This is a genomic window from Corynebacterium glutamicum ATCC 13032 (assembly GCF_000011325.1).
In the GTDB taxonomy this organism is placed as follows: Bacteria; Actinomycetota; Actinomycetes; order Mycobacteriales; family Mycobacteriaceae; genus Corynebacterium; species Corynebacterium glutamicum.
In genome coordinates this window covers 2,213,304-2,228,919 of the sequence record NC_003450.3, presented here as the reverse complement: position 1 = coordinate 2,228,919, position 15,616 = coordinate 2,213,304, and the positions used below count along the sequence as shown (strand labels likewise).

The following is a 15,616-nucleotide window of genomic DNA, read 5'->3' as shown; positions in this document are numbered from 1 at the left end:
GGTATTTTCGACCTCTTAAATCGCCTTCTGTGGCCGAGGGCCTGTGGTGCGCCGTGTGATCAATGTTGGGGTCAGCACCGCAGAAGTTTCGGTGTGATTGTTGATCTGATTGATCGTGACATCAATGGCTTTCGCCGCGATTGCTTCGGAGTCCTGCGCGATGGTGGTCAAGCCGATGTGGTCGAGGCTGGCAAGGCTTGAGTTGTCGTATCCCACCACGGAGATTTCTTCGGGGACGTGGATGCCGCGCTGCCATAAGATGTCGAGCACGCCGAGGGCTACTCGGTCATTGAATGCGAGGATGGCGGTGGCGTCAGTTCCGGAATCCAGAATCTCTGAGATTGCTTGGGCTCCTGCTGCTTCGCTGCTGCCACCAGGGACTATGCGGGTGGTGCCGGCGAAGGAATCAATGTGCGCTTTGAACACTTCTGATCGTTCCTGGGTGCCAGGGGCGTCGCCACCATCGATGTAGATGATGTGTTCGTGGCCTAATTCGATGAGGTGGTTGAGGGCTAATTGGGCGCCAACTGCGTCGTCGACATGGACGGAACTGACTTTGGGGGTTCCGGAACCGCGGGCAATTACTTGGACGGGAAGTTGCTGTGCGATTGTTTCCAAATCACTAGGTGACATGCGAGATCCTAGAAGAATTACTGCTTCGCATCGTTCCCTGATCAGGGCGTTGACGGCATCTTTTTCAGTGCGAGTCGGTGTGATCGCGCTAAGGTACAGGTCGAAGCCATGTTTTCGGGCGGTGGGATAGAGGTGTTCGACGATATCGCCGTGGAATGCTTGGTGCATTTCGAATGCCACACCGATGAGTCCGGAGCGGTTTTGGCGAAGTTTTTGGGCTCGTCGATCAGGAATGTATCCGAGTTCGGCGGCTTTTTCTTTCACATGGTTGCGGGTGGATTCACTTGCTCCGGGGGCATCGCGAAACACGATGGAGACCAGCGCAGTGGATACTCCAGCAGCTTTTGCCACATCAGCCATTGTCGGTCGCTTTGACGCCATATCTACCTCTTTTTCTTAATCTCTTACATCTTTACAGGAAACCCCTTGACGGCATCAATGGGTGGTATCTAGTATCTACTAGAACGTTATAGTAGAACGTTCTAGTAAAACTTGGAAGGATGAAAAATGTCAGTCAAACTTGCCCTCATCGGTGCTGGACGCATCGGATCAAATCACGCACGCCTGATCACAAACCACGTGATCGGCTCTGAACTGGTCGCCGTCGTTGACCCAACTCCCAACGCAGAAACCCTCGCTGATGAATTGGGCGCCGTTGCGTTCTCTAACCCAGATGACGTCCTGACCCGCGATGACATTGACGCGGTTTTGATTGCTACACCAGCACGAACCCACGCGGATCTCGTGGTCAAAGCAGCGGCAGCGGGCAAGCACGTGTTTGTGGAAAAGCCCATGGCCGTCACCCTCGAGGACGCAGATCGTGCCATCAACGCAGCACGCGAAGCAAACACTGTCCTGCAGGTGGGCTTCAATCGTCGTTTCGCGGCAGGTTTCGCTGCAGCACGCGCACGCATTGACGCAGGCGATATCGGCACCCCACAGCTGCTTCGTTCCGTGACCCGCGATCCAGGACCATTCACCGCTGACCCCAACAAGATCCCTCAGTGGACCATCTTCCTGGAAACCCTCATCCACGATTTCGATGCGCTGTGCTACCTCAACCCAGGCGCAACCCCAGTGGAAGTAACCGCTCACGCTGATTGCCTCGTCGTTCCAGAAGCTGCTGGCACTGGCTTCCTCGACACCGCAGTGGTGACTGTCCGTTTTGATAACGGAGCAATTGGTACTGCAGAAGCAAGCTTCAGCGCAGCCTATGGTTATGACGTTCGCGGTGAAGTCTTCGGATCCAAGGGCATGATGACCGCAGGCGACGCGCGCGCAACCAACATGACTTTCTACGGCGCTGAGGGCATCGCGGCTGCCACCTCACGCGCGGATACCGATCTGCTCTCCGATGCTTACCGAGCTGAATTCCAAGCTTTCGTCGACTCCATCCGTACCAACACCCCTTCCAAGGTTCCAGGCGAAGCTGCACGCACCGCACTACTCATCGCACTCGGCGCCATCCGAAGCGTAGAAACCGGCGCAACCATCAACCTTGCTGAAAGCATCGAGGTTTAACCATGACTTTTAAACTCGCAGCATGCGCAGAGATGATCTACCAGGACCTGCCTTTCGAGGAGAGGGTCAAGACGATCTCTGATCAGGGATTCCTCGTGGAAATTTGGGACTGGTCCACAAAAGACATCGATGCGCTCGTGGCAACAGGCGCGGAATTTTCCTCCATGACGGGCTACCTGCGCGGGGATCTGATTACTGAACAGGGCCGCGCGGAGCTCTTGGCAACCGCTTCGGAGTCCTTGGCGGTGGCGGAAAAGCTCAACTGCCCCCGGCTGAATCTGCATGGAACTGGCCTTGGACCGCAGGGACTACCTGTTACTCCCATTGAAGTGGTTACCCCAGAAATGTGGCTCTACGCTGCTGAAACGCTCCGCCAGATCGCTGAGCTGGGGGAGCGCGCAGGCAAGGTTTTCGTGCTGGAAAACCTCAACCTCGCAGTCGATCACCCCGGCACTCCTTTTGCCAAGGCCACTGACACTTTGGCGCTGGTCAAGGCTGTCAATCACCCGAATCTGCGCCTCAACCTGGATTTGTACCACGCCCAGATTGGCGAAGGAAACCTCATTGAGCTGCTCCGTGAGGCGCAGCCATTCATCGGCGAAATCCAGGTTGCCGATGTCCCCGGCCGCATGGAACCCGGCACCGGCGAGATCAACTACCAGGGCGTCGCGAAAGCTCTCGCCGCGATGGGCTACGACGGCGTCATCGGCATGGAGGCGTGGGCATCGGGCGACTCCAGCGACGCGCTGCAGGCGTTGAAGTCAGCGTTCACGGTCTAAATTGCTTATCGACGCACCCCTCCATTTCAGATCCCTATTGGGCTCTCTTCTGCAAAATGATGCCAACCGCACCTAAGTGATCTTTATGCTCGGTGAAAGTCTTTCGCATTCCGAGCACTCGCTTGCGCAGATCCGGTTGGCTAATCACGTTCCTCACAATCGTGAAGACACCTTTTAGCCCTTCATCCTTCAGGTTCCGCTTGAGGGATAGAAGGGCCATGTCGGCTTGGCGAATATTAATCACATCGAACCCTGCCTCACGCGCCAACGCAGCCCATTCCGGCACCGTGATGGGGCGGGCATTGACTTTGATGGAACGAGCCAGCGCCTTAGCAATATCCTCTTTCACCGCAGTGGAGACATTGTCAGGCACCAGCGACAGCTCGTGAATGCCGTACAGCCCGCCTGGTTTCAGAATTCGAGCTGCCTCGCGCATCAGCTCCAACTTGTGCTTATCGGTCTGCATGGTCAACATCGCTTCGCCGATGACAACATCAAACGAGTCGCTTTCAAGGCCAGTATCGGTGGCATTTGTATTGCGCACCTCGTGAGGACCCGCAGGTAAGATCGCACGTACATTCGCGCATGCATCCGCGTCGCTATCCACTCCGATGTAGCGAGCCGGACCCTTGCCAAGGATGTCACGTGCAGTCACGCCAAGTCCTGGAGCAAATTCCACCACGGTAGCACCGGTCAAAGAAAGGTTCTCCAGCAGGAACTGCGTTGTTTCACGACCTCCAGGGCGCAGCACTTTCTTTCCAAGCCTGGCAAGGATCCAATGTCCACCAGCACGTTCTGCGGAGTGGGTTGATTCTGGGATGATAGGTTTCGTAGTCATAAGGTAAACCTTACTTGATTAACCTTAGAAAAATCCGTGTTTAATCCGTGAGTTCCACCTCAGCAAAAATGGTGCCGCAGGAACATCCCTGCGACGCCACTTTCGGTGTACTACTTCTCTTCTTCGTCCGCTTCAGGCTCCTCTGAAGCTACCTCAGCCTGCTCGGAGTCAGATTCAGTGTCAGGCTCGGTGTCGGGCTCAGTCTCGACCTCTGCCGCTACTTCATCTTGTGGCAGCTCTTGTGGTTCTTCCGCTACCTCATCGGCAATCGCATCAGCACCGTGTTGATGGGCCAATTCAGCTTCCTGAGTCGAAGCACGTTCTGCCGCAAGGTGGAGAGCCTCAGCAGCATCTTCAGCTTCCTTTGCTGCCGCCAGTTCCAATTCGCGCTTCTCAGCAGCTTCCTTCTCTGCCGCAAGTTCTTGCTCACGCTTTTCAGCAGCGATCTTTTCCTCAAGCTTGGTGTAGTCCGGAGCCTCCACCTGGCGCAGCAGCATCGTGGAACGGGCAGGAACAGTGATGGTTCCGCCAGCTTCGATGGTGAGATCCTCCAGCGGGTGGCCCACCGCTTCGGTGGTATCGACCAAAAGCTTCCACTTCATACCGAAATGCTCAGGAGGGAGATTGAAATCGATAGGTTCGAAGTGAGCGTTGAACATCAAGATGAAGGAGTCATCGTGGATTTTCTGTCCTCGATAATCAGGCTCTTCGATGGCATCGCCGTTGAAGAACACCTGCAGTGATTTACCGAAAGCGAAGTCCCAGTCATCTTGAGTCATCAAGGTTCCATTTGGTACCAGCCATGCGATATCGCGGTCACGAACATCGGCGCCCAAAGGGCCACCGGCAAGGAACTGCCTGCGCCTAAATACTGGGTGGTTTGCTCGGATACGCAGCAAACGCCTGGTGAAGCTCACCAAGTCAGCGTTTTCTTCAGCCTGATCCCAATTCACCCACGCCAGTTCATTGTCTTGGCAGTAGACGTTGTTGTTGCCGTTTTGGGTACGGGCCATTTCATCACCGTGGGACAACATAGGGGTGCCCTGGGACAGCAACAAGGTGGTGAGGAAGTTGCGTCGTTGCTGAGCACGCAGCTGCATAATCTCAGGATCGTCAGTTGGTCCTTCGACGCCACAGTTCCAGGAACGGTTGTGTGATTCACCGTCCCGACCGTCTTCACCGTTGGCCATGTTGTGCTTCTCGTTGTAACTGACCAAGTCATTGAGGGTGAAGCCGTCGTGAGCAGTCACAAAGTTGATCGATGCAGTGGGGCGACGGCCGTTGTTTGCATACAAATCAGAGGAACCAGTTAGTCGGGAAGCGAATTCACCCAAGGTTGCTGGCTCACCACGCCAGAAATCACGGACAGTGTCGCGGTATTTACCGTTCCACTCAGTCCACAGTGGTGGGAAGTTACCCACTTGGTATCCGCCTTCGCCAACATCCCACGGCTCAGCAATGAGCTTGACCTGGGAGACCACCGGGTCTTGTTGGACCAGGTCGAAGAAGGTTGCCAGGCGGTCAACATCATCAAATTCACGAGCAAGGGTAGAGGCAAGGTCGAAGCGGAAGCCGTCGACATGCATCTCGGTGACCCAGTAGCGCAGCGAATCCATAATCAGCTGCAGTGAGTGCGGGTCGCGGACATTGAGGGAGTTACCAGTACCGGTGTAGTCCATGTAATGACGGCGATCGCCCTCAACCAGTCGGTAGTACGCCTCGTTGTCAATGCCTCGGAACGCGATGGTGGGGCCCATGTGGTTGCCCTCGGCGGTGTGGTTGTAGACCACATCCAAAATTACTTCGAGGCCCGCTTCGTGGTAGCTGCGCACCAAGCCTTTGAACTCGGCCACGGCGCCACCGGGGTTCTTGTTGGCAGCGTAATCGTTGTAGGGCGCAAAGAAGCCGAAAGAGTTGTAGCCCCAGTAGTTGCGCATTCCTAGGTCGCGGAGACGATCATCCTGCAGGAACTGGTGGACCGGCATCAATTCAATGGCAGTCACTCCCAGATCACTCAAGTATTGAATGATGGTTGGGTGGGCAAGGCCCGCGTAGGTGCCACGGAGTTCTTCAGGAACATCCGGGTGGGTCATCGTCATGCCCTTGACGTGGGCTTCGTAAATGACTGTTTCGTTGTAAGGAATACGCGGTGCACGATCGTTGCCCCAGTCGAAGAATGGGTTCACCACGACAGACTTCATTGTGTGATCAATGCTGTCTTCGGTATTGCGACCGTTGGGGTCATTTGGATTGGTGATGTCGTAAGAAAATAGTGACGGATGTCCATCAAAATCTCCATCGAAAGCACGAGCATAGGGATCAACTAGAAGTTTGTTCGCGTCGCACCGCTTACCCTCATCTGGGTTCCACGGGCCATGAACTCGGAATCCGTAGCGCTGTCCAGGTTGAACGCCAGGAAGGTAGCAATGCCAAATGTGGGCATCGCGCTCTTCGAGTGGAATTCGAGTCTCGTTGTTATCTGCATCTAATAGACACAGCTCAACACGCTCTGCAACGTCGGAGAAGAGTGCGAAGTTCGTTCCAGCACCGTCATAGGTTGAACCCAGAGGATAAGCATGTCCAGGCCAAACTTGGTACGAGTGCTCAATCGTTGATGTCATGGAACGTCATCTTATATGCCCAAGCGCGTCTAGACCCACCAGAATGATTTCTATTCCTTGATTGAATCTCTCCTCAAAGTTTGCATCGGCAGGGTTTTCTTGCGTGTCATCTCCCGCGCCAGCCGTGAACTCGTGCATCTGCAGCTGAGTTTGTTCTGTTAATACTGCACCCACCACAAAATGTAGCAGCGTAAAAGCGCCAACCTCATTAGGTTCCTTTAAAGAGTCAGAAATGAGTGATTCCAATTCTTGGCGCAATTGCTGATTACTCAGTGCGGCACTGATGACTTCCGCACCATCTTTGGTTTGCATCATCAGCGAACGCATTTCCGCGCAGGTTTCCTGCGCGGAAATGCTTGCTCGCTGCTCGTCGTTGCGCCCCAAGACAGGCGCGAGGAGATAGCGCGAGGTGGCGTCGATAAGCTCCTGCTTATTTTTAAAATGCCAATACAGCGCGCCCGGCGCGACATTTAACTGCTTTGCGACGCGGCGCATGGTCATATCCGACAAACCGAATTCGCTCAAGATCGAAACGGCTGCGCCAATAATAGATTCTTTTGATAGCTGCACAATTGCCAGCATAATGACAGGACTATATTGGGTCGTCAGCTAGATTGCTTTGCTAGGGTAATCTGCGTGAACCGTCCGGGAATTTTTAAGTTTTCCGGAGCATGTCGATGATTTATCAGGAGCAGAACTTTGTCTATTAGCCTTTCCTCAAAGAAGGTTGCTTTCGCAGCACTCATGGTCACCCCACTTCTCTTGACCGCATGTGGCAGTGATTCATCTGATACTGAAGCAGCCTCATCCAGCGCAGCGACGACGACAAATTCTTCCTCATCCAGCGCAGCGACCTCGGCGGAAGCAGCAGAAACCACCTCGTCCGAATCTGAATCTTCCGAAGCAACAACCATCAACGAAGAGCAGCAAGCACAGCTTGATGTACTGTCTCAAGAGCTGTCTGAGAACCCAATTACCTTCGCTGAAGCTGCGCCAGTTGAAAACGGCGAGACCGCTTCCCCAGAAGACACAGCTGCCATCGAGGCTCTGGTTCGCGGATACACTGACACCAACACCTTGCGTAGCTCCCTTGCGTACACCATCAACAACACCTGCACCCGCGTTCTTGAAGCCAGCGGCGCTGACGCTACCCAGCTTGATCTCAACACCATCCCTGATATCCCACTGGGTGGCGAAGGCACCGGAACTGTTGATTCCATCACCGATGTTGTGGTCAACGGCCAGGAAGCATCCGCATGGGTCGTAGCAACCGCCGGTGGAACCACCGACTCTGCAACCCAGCGCTTCTTCAACGAAGGTGGCCAGTGGAAGTTCTGCGACTAATCCACAGAGCTTAAAACTCCGGTTGTCAGTTCAGGTTGCAAAGTTAACAGTCAACGGCTGTATTCTTTAGAGCCATGACATACCCCGGCATCACCTCTGACCACAATCCTTATGATGGATACACAGGCGATGACGGGGCCGGAAACAAGCGCAACCTCCCAAACCGAAAGAAAATAAACAAATCGGTGGGAGTTTACGCTGGTGTGTTTGCCCTAACATTGGCTTTATACGCCATTGGGGGAGCCGCATGGGGACTGCTCCGACCCACTTATACCGCTTATGTTGAAGACGCTGAAACAGCCTCCATAGCGGTGGAAACCAACACTTCTTTTGCCGGCTATGCCTGGTTTGCGATCGCCACCGGTGTGCTTGCAGCAGCAATCGCATTATTCGTTTTCCTGCGCACCCCTCAACATCGAGGCCCAGTTATGCTCCTATGGCTGGGAATTGTATCTATCGCAGGTTCCGTGGCATTCCTGGTGTTTGGAAACGTGGCCTCGACGATGCTTCATGGTTCACCATCTGATTACGCCTCAGCGATCGGTGCGTCTTTCCAGGTAGCACCCACTATTACCCCTGGTGTTGCGTTTGGGGTCGCTCCATTTTTGAGTGTGTGCATGTATTGGTGCGCGGCATTTGTGACACCTGAAGAAGAGATAGACCAGGACGACGCAGGCCAGGGGACTTCGAAAGCATCGGGGTCTGAGATGACTGGGGCTAGTGGCTAGGGGCTAGATGTGCGCAAACAAAAGTACCCACACACCTCATGATCAGGTGTGTGGGCACTAAAGCTAAGCGACCATTCTTGGAAGACCTTAATGATCAGCGGTTTTTCTCCGGCCATTCCACCGTTGATGATCCAGTGGCTTCTGTGCTGATGGAATCAATCGCTTGCAAAATATGATGAATTGACAGTGCGATGTTGTGCTGTAGTTGATCGTCGTTGAGGCCTTCAGCGACAGAGACCGCGAACTCTACCCGGACCTGGAGACCCTTGTCATCAGTATGGCAAAAAGCTTTGGTAGTCAGAGAGTTTTCGTTCCACTGATTGCACATCATGAACAGTTTCATGAAGTCGCGTGTGGGGTCCATGCTGGGATCCCAGTGACCTTTCACCAGGAAAGTGGGGCCATTATCAACGAAGAAGCCTAAAAACACTTCGTTGATCCACGCGATGATGAAATCGTCTTCGCCGCTGGTTTTTACCACGCCGATGGCATGCAGTTGTGCCCGAATGCGTTCCAAGGTGACTTCCTGGGGGATGTCAGAATCTTCGAGGAAACCGTTGAGGAGTTCGTCCATGTCGACTTCTTCAGGTTCGAAGTAGTCATCGTCTGTTTCCCATTCGATTTCTGAGTCATCGTCTAGGTAGTCGTCTTCTGCATCCTCGTCTGCCATGTCTGATTCTTCCCACTCTGCGTCTTCTAGGGATTCGATGAGCTCTTCAACTGGAGTGGGAACGTACAGCCCCCGGATTTTCTCTACGAGATCTGCTTGGTCTTGTTCGTCGCTGAGTTCATCGGCATTGTTCGTGTCGTCAGGGCTTCCGGTGTCGCTGAAGTTAAGTTCTGAAAAACGCTCCAGAATATAGGTCACAGCCATGGCGGTGGTGTCCAAGGACAGGTTGATGAATTGGCGTAGCTGTTGGGTGCTTAACCCTTCATCGATGCAGATGGTCGTGCGGAATTTCAATTCCACTTCGCCGTCGTTGCCCAGATGGACGAGGGCTGTTGGCCCGATGCGTTCGGCATTCCATTCGGTGACAGCTCGCGCCGCATCGTTGATGGCAAACATGTCCAAATTAAGGCGCGTGCGACCAAGGATGGTGAGCATTTGCCCTGATTCGTGGCTGAAGTACATCGAAATGCGGTGATCTTGCCACGGCACGATGATGCGATCTTCTGAGCTCAAATAGTGGTAGCCCAAGGAATCAACAGCCTCCGTCACTCGATTCAGGTCAACTGGGAAAGGAATGGAGGTGTTGGGTGCAGGGACGTTTCGATCATTCACAGAGGTGAAATCCATTCCTTCCAGTATCTCAAAGGTGAAAGCGGGTTTAATTCAGGTAAATCTGGGGTGGTCATTTTAAGTTTTAAGTCTAATTCAAATGAACTCTGATGTACCCAAATCAGAAACTTGTTACGTGGGGAATACAATAGGTAAACATGCGGGCTTAAGAACTTGTGTTGAGGCCGCTTGGATTCGGGCACCGAGCTCGAAGAATTTCGATTCAACCTTTTAAGGGAGAACTTTTCGCCATGTTGAATGTCACTGACCTGCGAGGTCAAACACCATCCAAGAGCGACATCCGACGTGCTTTGCCACGTGGTGGCACTGACGTGTGGTCTGTGCTTCCCATAGTGCAGCCTGTTGTAGAAGATGTCCAAAACCGCGGCGCTGAAGCTGCTTTGGATTACGGCGAGAAGTTCGACCATATTCGCCCCGCCTCGGTGCGGGTGCCAGCTGAGGTTATTGCTGCAGCAGAAAACACCTTAGATCCGTTGGTGCGTGAATCGATTGAAGAGTCGATTCGTCGCGTCCGCAAGGTTCACGCTGAGCAAAAGCCATCCGAGCACACCACTGAACTTTCACCAGGTGGCACCGTCACTGAGCGTTTCATGCCGATTGATCGCGTGGGACTGTACGTTCCAGGCGGCAATGCGGTGTACCCATCAAGCGTGATTATGAATACTGTCCCAGCTCAAGAGGCTGGTGTGAACTCCCTTGTGGTTGCGTCGCCTCCTCAGGCTGAGCACGGTGGCTGGCCTCACCCCACCATTTTGGCGGCGTGTTCCATCTTGGGTGTTGATGAGGTGTGGGCTGTCGGCGGCGGTCAGGCCGTGGCGTTGCTGGCTTATGGTGATGACGCTGCAGGTCTCGAGCCTGTGGATATGATCACTGGACCTGGCAATATCTTTGTCACCGCTGCGAAGCGCCTGGTCAGGGGAGTGGTAGGTACTGATTCTGAGGCTGGCCCTACAGAAATCGCTGTGCTTGCTGATGCCTCTGCCAACGCCGTCAACGTTGCCTACGATCTGATCAGCCAAGCAGAACACGATGTCATGGCTGCGTCCGTGCTCATCACTGACTCCGAGCAGCTTGCCAAGGACGTAAACAGGGAAATCGAGGCGCGTTACTCAATCACGCGCAACGCCGAGCGCGTCGCAGAAGCTTTGCGCGGGGCCCAGAGTGGCATCGTGCTTGTCGACGACATTTCCGTGGGTATCCAAGTAGCCGATCAATACGCAGCGGAACACCTGGAAATCCACACTGAGAACGCGCGCGCCGTAGCAGAGCAGATCACCAACGCGGGTGCGATCTTCGTGGGCGATTTCTCACCAGTACCACTGGGTGATTACTCCGCAGGATCCAACCACGTGCTGCCAACCTCTGGATCCGCTCGTTTCTCCGCAGGTCTATCCACGCACACGTTCCTTCGCCCAGTCAACCTCATTGAATACGATGAGGCTGCTCTGAAGGACGTCTCGCAGGTTGTCATCAACTTTGCCAACGCCGAAGATCTTCCAGCGCACGGCGAAGCAATCCGTGCACGCTTTGAAAACCTCCCCACCACCGACGAGGCCTAAGAAAAATGACCAAAATTACTTTGAGCGATTTGCCATTGCGTGAAGAACTGCGCGGTGAGCACGCTTACGGCGCACCCCAGCTCAACGTTGATATTCGCCTCAACACCAACGAAAACCCTTACCCACCGTCAGAGGCATTGGTCGCTGACTTGGTTGCCACCGTGGATAAGATCGCCACCGAGCTGAACCGCTACCCAGAGCGCGATGCTGTGGAACTGCGTGATGAGTTGGCTGCGTACATCACCAAGCAAACCGGCGTGGCTGTCACCAGGGATAACCTGTGGGCTGCCAATGGTTCCAATGAAATTCTGCAGCAGCTGCTGCAGGCTTTTGGTGGACCTGGACGCACCGCGTTGGGATTCCAACCCAGCTATTCCATGCACCCAATTTTGGCTAAAGGCACCCACACTGAATTCATTGCGGTGTCCCGAGGTGCTGATTTCCGCATCGATATGGATGTGGCGCTGGAAGAAATTCGTGCAAAGCAGCCTGACATTGTTTTTGTCACCACCCCGAACAACCCGACCGGTGATGTGACCTCGCTGGACGATGTTGAGCGCATCATCAACGTTGCCCCAGGCATCGTGATCGTGGATGAAGCTTATGCGGAATTCTCCCCATCACCTTCAGCAACCACTCTTCTGGAGAAGTACCCAACCAAGCTGGTGGTGTCCCGCACCATGAGTAAGGCTTTTGATTTCGCAGGTGGACGCCTCGGCTACTTCGTGGCCAACCCAGCGTTTATCGACGCCGTGATGCTAGTCCGCCTTCCGTATCATCTTTCAGCGCTGAGCCAAGCAGCCGCAATCGTAGCGCTGCGTCACTCCGCTGACACGCTGGGAACCGTCGAAAAGCTCTCTGTAGAGCGTGTTCGCGTGGCAGCACGCTTGGAGGAACTGGGCTACGCTGTGGTTCCAAGTGAGTCCAACTTTGTGTTCTTTGGAGATTTCTCCGATCAGCACGCGGCATGGCAGGCATTTTTGGATAGGGGAGTGCTCATCCGCGATGTGGGAATCGCTGGGCACTTGCGCACTACCATTGGTGTGCCTGAGGAAAATGATGCGTTTTTGGACGCAGCTGCAGAGATCATCAAGCTGAACCTGTAAGAGAGAAGAATTTTTCATGACTGTCGCACCAAGAATTGGTACCGCAACCCGCACCACCAGCGAATCCGACATCACCGTCGAGATCAACCTGGACGGCACCGGCAAAGTAGATATCGATACCGGCCTGCCATTTTTCGACCACATGCTCACTGCATTCGGCGTGCACGGCAGTTTTGATCTGAAAGTCCATGCCAAGGGCGACATCGAGATCGACGCACACCACACCGTGGAAGATACCGCCATCGTGCTCGGCCAAGCACTCCTTGACGCTATTGGCGACAAGAAAGGCATCCGCCGTTTCGCATCCTGCCAGCTGCCCATGGATGAGGCATTAGTGGAGTCCGTGGTGGATATCTCCGGTCGCCCATACTTCGTGATCTCCGGCGAACCAGACCACATGATCACCTCCGTGATCGGTGGACACTACGCAACCGTGATCAACGAGCACTTCTTTGAAACCCTCGCGCTCAACTCCCGAATCACCCTCCACGTGATCTGCCACTACGGCCGCGACCCTCACCACATCACCGAAGCAGAGTACAAGGCTGTTGCCCGTGCGCTGCGCGGTGCCGTAGAGATGGATCCTCGTCAAACAGGAATCCCATCCACTAAGGGAGCGCTCTAGACATGAACTCTTCTCCCATCTCTGATATGGTCACTGCGGCTGTGCAGAACGAACCAGATGCGGGCGACCGATGGTTTATTTATGGTTTGTTCCTCATCGCCGGGCTTTTCTTTGGCGGTGCCTGGTCTGCATATAAATCAGAAAACAAAATCCTCATGGTTGCAGCCGGCCTCATCGCAGTGCTGGCAGTGGCTGGAGGAATTCTATGGTTGTTGGGAGAGATGACTTAATTTGGAATCACGGGCTTTAACACGCGCTGACATTGAGCAACTTCCCAGCATGTGGAAAAGCCCAGGTTTCGTGGCTGTCCTCGTGGCGGTTGCAGCAGCGTTCGGCAGTTGGTCACTCCTTCTTCCCGTCGTACCGCTAGCGGTCCTCAACAACGGCGGATCAAGCGCTGTCGCCGGTGCCACCACTGGCATCTTCATGGCAGCTACAGTGATCACTCAGATTTTCACTCCCGCTGCGCTGCGGAAAATTGGCTACACCCCAGTGATGGCTTTCGCCGCATTCATGCTGGGTGTGCCAGCCATCGGGTACATCTTCAGCGTCGAGCCAATTCCAGTGCTGGTAGTGTCCGCACTTCGAGGAATTGGGTTCGGTGCGCTCACCGTCGCAGAATCTGCGTTGGTGGCTGAACTCGTTCCCGTACGCTTCTTGGGCAAAGCTTCTGGAATGTTGGGCGTATTTATTGGCCTTTCCCAAATGCTTTTCCTGCCTGCCGGGTTGGCGTTAGGTGACCAATTTGGCTACAACGTGGTCTATGTTTTAGGTGCCGTTATCGCACTAGTTGCAGCGGTGATGTGTCTGCGTATTCCGCAGGTTAAGGCAGCGGCAAAGCAGCAACCACAGGTGAGCGAACAGGAGCGTTCTGTTTCCACCTGGAAGTTGGTGCTGGTTCCCTCCTTGGCTGTTACCAGTTTGTCAATGACTTTTGGCGCAGTGTCTTCATTCCTTCCAGCTGCAGTCATTGAGTTAGATCCAGGATTAGGTGCTGCATTAGCGGGTATTATTTTATCCATTACCGGTGGTTCTTCAATGGTGTTCCGCTACCTGTCCGGCGTTATCGCTGACCGCCGCGGTGTGCCTGGTACCACGATGATTCCTGCTCAGATCATTGGGTTCTTAGGTGTCGTTTTAATCACCGTCACAATCTTCCAAGGCTGGTCCGTGTGGCTTTTGATTATAGGTGCAGTGATGTTTGGTGGTGCTTTTGGCATGGTGCAAAACGAAGCGTTGCTTTCAATGTTTTTCCGGCTTCCTCGCACTAGAGTCTCCGAAGCCTCCGCCATCTGGAATATCGCCTTTGATTCGGGAACAGGAATCGGAAGCTTCCTCCTTGGCATAGTTGCCGCATCGCTTGCTTACAGTGGTGCTTTTGGTTCCGGAGCCGTGGTGATTTTGTTTGGAATCGTTTTGACCACCGCCGATCGAATCATTGGGCGGCACCGCATTACTGAATACAACAACACCCGCGCGCGTTTGCGCCAGGTGCCAGTCGCTCGGCGTGCAGTGCAAGGGCTGCGCAACAGGCGCAAAGATCGCTAAAACGCTTTTCGACGCCACCCCTTACTTGGCCCACCAACCCGCTGGCATAAACCCGCGAATTGATGAACTTATGGCGACACTGAACTCAGAGCCTCATTAAACTCGGAAATGCGAAAATTGCTGATGTGGACTTTAGGAATGCGTCCACCAAGGTATCCCGGCGGTAGTTCGCCAAGGTGAAATATTCCGTCTACTTCCCTTAATCCATACTGAATTGAGTTAGGTGTAGATGTGTTAGGTGGGGGAATGTGATCTGGCATTTTGAAATGCAAACCCCTATTTGCGGAGTGAAATGAGGTCCTTGGTCTGTTTCTAAAGATCTGGAGAGTGTGTTTTCCTCGCGCCCAGAAATCTGTCTAGGCAATGAAATAATGACCATCGAGAAACCATCTGGACTCTTTCCCGGCCTTAAGTCGTTTCTTGAAACCAATAAAGAAGTGATCTCAGTCTGGTGAGATGAAAATTGCTAACCTATCTACGGATTTATACCTTCATCGCTAACTAAGGTCTCAGGTATTAAAAGAGGGGCTGGACTATGAAGAGCAACCAAGTTTAGATGCGCCCGAACCGCGGTGATGGAGTACATCGAGGGGCAGGTCACAACCGGCGCCGCCCGCATAGCAATAACCAGGGGCTCTCACCGGCTAGTGCTTTGACCGCATATCAGCAGCAGTATGGATTAGCAGCAGCGTAAGAAGAAAAATCAATCAAGCTGTCTCAAAAACTTGACGAGCGCAGGAGTCTCGCCAAAATACCGTTGTAAGGCGTATATCTTGTCTTAGATTAGAGGCTTTGTTTCTACTGGGATAGAATTTTAGAATCACGACTAGCCGTCATTCTCAGGAAGGGAAGGCGGTTAGTTTTCTTTGTAACGCCATTGGGGTTTTGCGTACCGCGGGTTTTAAATCTAAAGGAACCCACTTGAGAGATGCTTATCGCCTTTTATCGCAGCTAGGCCAGTGTGGTGGATATAAAACCCTTTTGGGGAGAAAGAAACTCGACTGCGGTTCTTGA

At 53.7% G+C, this 15,616-nt stretch carries 14 protein-coding genes and 1 pseudogene; 10 read left to right on the top strand and 5 right to left on the bottom strand.

Going from position 1 to position 15,616, the window contains the following annotated elements; all coding sequences use genetic code 11:
- Positions 1 to 15: 15 nt before the first annotated feature.
- Positions 16 to 1,014 (bottom strand): LacI family DNA-binding transcriptional regulator, encoded by a 999-nt coding sequence (locus tag CGL_RS10475; protein WP_011014889.1) that lies wholly within the window; start codon positions 1,012 to 1,014, stop codon positions 16 to 18.
- 126 nt (positions 1,015 to 1,140) lie between these two features.
- On the opposite strand from CGL_RS10475, the gene CGL_RS10470 reads away from it, so the two are divergent.
- Entirely contained in the window at positions 1,141 to 2,154 is a 1,014-nt protein-coding gene (locus tag CGL_RS10470; RefSeq protein ID WP_011014888.1) for a Gfo/Idh/MocA family oxidoreductase, read from the top strand.
- A gap of 2 nt (positions 2,155 to 2,156) precedes the next feature.
- A complete protein-coding gene (locus tag CGL_RS10465) occupies positions 2,157 to 2,933 on the top strand; it encodes a hydroxypyruvate isomerase family protein (RefSeq protein ID WP_011014887.1) in 777 nt (258 codons plus the stop codon).
- A gap of 34 nt (positions 2,934 to 2,967) precedes the next feature.
- Here the strand turns inward: CGL_RS10465 and CGL_RS10460 are convergent, their stop codons facing one another.
- The 3 genes from CGL_RS10460 to CGL_RS10450 form a co-directional block, all read right to left on the bottom strand.
- Positions 2,968 to 3,771 (bottom strand): class I SAM-dependent methyltransferase, encoded by an 804-nt coding sequence (locus CGL_RS10460; protein WP_011014886.1) that lies wholly within the window; start codon positions 3,769 to 3,771, stop codon positions 2,968 to 2,970.
- A 110-nt stretch (positions 3,772 to 3,881) separates the two neighbouring features.
- Positions 3,882 to 6,392, bottom strand: a complete 2,511-nt coding sequence (glgX, locus tag CGL_RS10455) for a glycogen debranching protein GlgX (protein WP_011014885.1) — start codon at positions 6,390 to 6,392, stop codon at positions 3,882 to 3,884.
- A gap of 6 nt (positions 6,393 to 6,398) precedes the next feature.
- On the bottom strand, positions 6,399 to 6,974 hold the full coding sequence (locus tag CGL_RS10450; RefSeq protein ID WP_011014884.1) for a TetR/AcrR family transcriptional regulator: 576 nt from the start codon (positions 6,972 to 6,974) through the stop codon (positions 6,399 to 6,401).
- A 117-nt stretch (positions 6,975 to 7,091) separates the two neighbouring features.
- Between CGL_RS10450 and CGL_RS10445 the strand changes: the two genes are divergently transcribed.
- Together CGL_RS10445 and CGL_RS10440 are read left to right on the top strand one after the other, a co-directional pair.
- Positions 7,092 to 7,736 carry a hypothetical protein gene (locus CGL_RS10445; RefSeq protein WP_011014883.1) on the top strand — a complete coding sequence of 215 codons (645 nt, stop codon included), beginning with the start codon at positions 7,092 to 7,094 and terminating at the stop codon, positions 7,734 to 7,736.
- Positions 7,737 to 7,810: 74 nt separating this feature from the next.
- The gene (locus CGL_RS10440; protein ID WP_003861988.1) at positions 7,811 to 8,464 is read left to right on the top strand and encodes a hypothetical protein; all 654 of its coding nucleotides are present in this window, start codon (positions 7,811 to 7,813) and stop codon (positions 8,462 to 8,464) included.
- Between the two features lie 94 nt (positions 8,465 to 8,558).
- Here CGL_RS10440 and CGL_RS10435 read toward each other — a convergent pair whose 3' ends face one another.
- Positions 8,559 to 9,761 (bottom strand): YbjN domain-containing protein, encoded by a 1,203-nt coding sequence (locus tag CGL_RS10435; protein ID WP_011014882.1) that lies wholly within the window; start codon positions 9,759 to 9,761, stop codon positions 8,559 to 8,561.
- A 233-nt stretch (positions 9,762 to 9,994) separates the two neighbouring features.
- Here CGL_RS10435 and hisD point away from each other — a divergent pair, with 233 nt between their 5' ends.
- The 6 genes and pseudogenes from hisD to CGL_RS15690 form a co-directional block, all read left to right on the top strand.
- Positions 9,995 to 11,323 (top strand): histidinol dehydrogenase, encoded by a 1,329-nt coding sequence (gene hisD, locus CGL_RS10430; RefSeq protein ID WP_011014881.1) that lies wholly within the window; start codon positions 9,995 to 9,997, stop codon positions 11,321 to 11,323.
- Between the two features lie 5 nt (positions 11,324 to 11,328).
- Entirely contained in the window at positions 11,329 to 12,429 is a 1,101-nt protein-coding gene (locus CGL_RS10425) for a histidinol-phosphate transaminase (protein ID WP_011014880.1), read from the top strand.
- A 16-nt stretch (positions 12,430 to 12,445) separates the two neighbouring features.
- On the top strand, positions 12,446 to 13,054 hold the full coding sequence (gene hisB, locus CGL_RS10420; protein ID WP_003861983.1) for an imidazoleglycerol-phosphate dehydratase HisB: 609 nt from the start codon (positions 12,446 to 12,448) through the stop codon (positions 13,052 to 13,054).
- A gap of 2 nt (positions 13,055 to 13,056) precedes the next feature.
- Positions 13,057 to 13,284 (top strand): hypothetical protein, encoded by a 228-nt coding sequence (locus tag CGL_RS10415; protein WP_011014879.1) that lies wholly within the window; start codon positions 13,057 to 13,059, stop codon positions 13,282 to 13,284.
- Between the two features lie 49 nt (positions 13,285 to 13,333).
- Positions 13,334 to 14,602 (top strand): MFS transporter, encoded by a 1,269-nt coding sequence (locus tag CGL_RS10410; RefSeq protein WP_040968195.1) that lies wholly within the window; start codon positions 13,334 to 13,336, stop codon positions 14,600 to 14,602.
- A 560-nt stretch (positions 14,603 to 15,162) separates the two neighbouring features.
- Positions 15,163 to 15,296, top strand: a pseudogene (locus CGL_RS15690) (IS3 family transposase); the annotation flags it as partial.
- Positions 15,297 to 15,616: the final 320 nt, after the last annotated feature.

Bases quoted from the DNA above. Each gene is read 5' to 3' on its own strand.
- CGL_RS10475 (WP_011014889.1), bottom strand. From the start codon at position 1,014: ATGGCGTCAAAGCGACCGACAATGGCTGATGTGGCAAAAGCTGCTGGA.
- CGL_RS10470 (WP_011014888.1), top strand. From the start codon at position 1,141: ATGTCAGTCAAACTTGCCCTCATCGGTGCTGGACGCATCGGATCAAAT.
- CGL_RS10465 (WP_011014887.1), top strand. From the start codon at position 2,157: ATGACTTTTAAACTCGCAGCATGCGCAGAGATGATCTACCAGGACCTG.
- CGL_RS10460 (WP_011014886.1), bottom strand. From the start codon at position 3,771: ATGACTACGAAACCTATCATCCCAGAATCAACCCACTCCGCAGAACGT.
- glgX (WP_011014885.1), bottom strand. From the start codon at position 6,392: ATGACATCAACGATTGAGCACTCGTACCAAGTTTGGCCTGGACATGCT.
- CGL_RS10450 (WP_011014884.1), bottom strand. From the start codon at position 6,974: ATGCTGGCAATTGTGCAGCTATCAAAAGAATCTATTATTGGCGCAGCC.
- CGL_RS10440 (WP_003861988.1), top strand. From the start codon at position 7,811: ATGACATACCCCGGCATCACCTCTGACCACAATCCTTATGATGGATAC.
- CGL_RS10435 (WP_011014882.1), bottom strand. From the start codon at position 9,761: ATGGATTTCACCTCTGTGAATGATCGAAACGTCCCTGCACCCAACACC.
- hisD (WP_011014881.1), top strand. From the start codon at position 9,995: ATGTTGAATGTCACTGACCTGCGAGGTCAAACACCATCCAAGAGCGAC.
- CGL_RS10425 (WP_011014880.1), top strand. From the start codon at position 11,329: ATGACCAAAATTACTTTGAGCGATTTGCCATTGCGTGAAGAACTGCGC.
- hisB (WP_003861983.1), top strand. From the start codon at position 12,446: ATGACTGTCGCACCAAGAATTGGTACCGCAACCCGCACCACCAGCGAA.
- CGL_RS10415 (WP_011014879.1), top strand. From the start codon at position 13,057: ATGAACTCTTCTCCCATCTCTGATATGGTCACTGCGGCTGTGCAGAAC.
- CGL_RS10410 (WP_040968195.1), top strand. From the start codon at position 13,334: ATGTGGAAAAGCCCAGGTTTCGTGGCTGTCCTCGTGGCGGTTGCAGCA.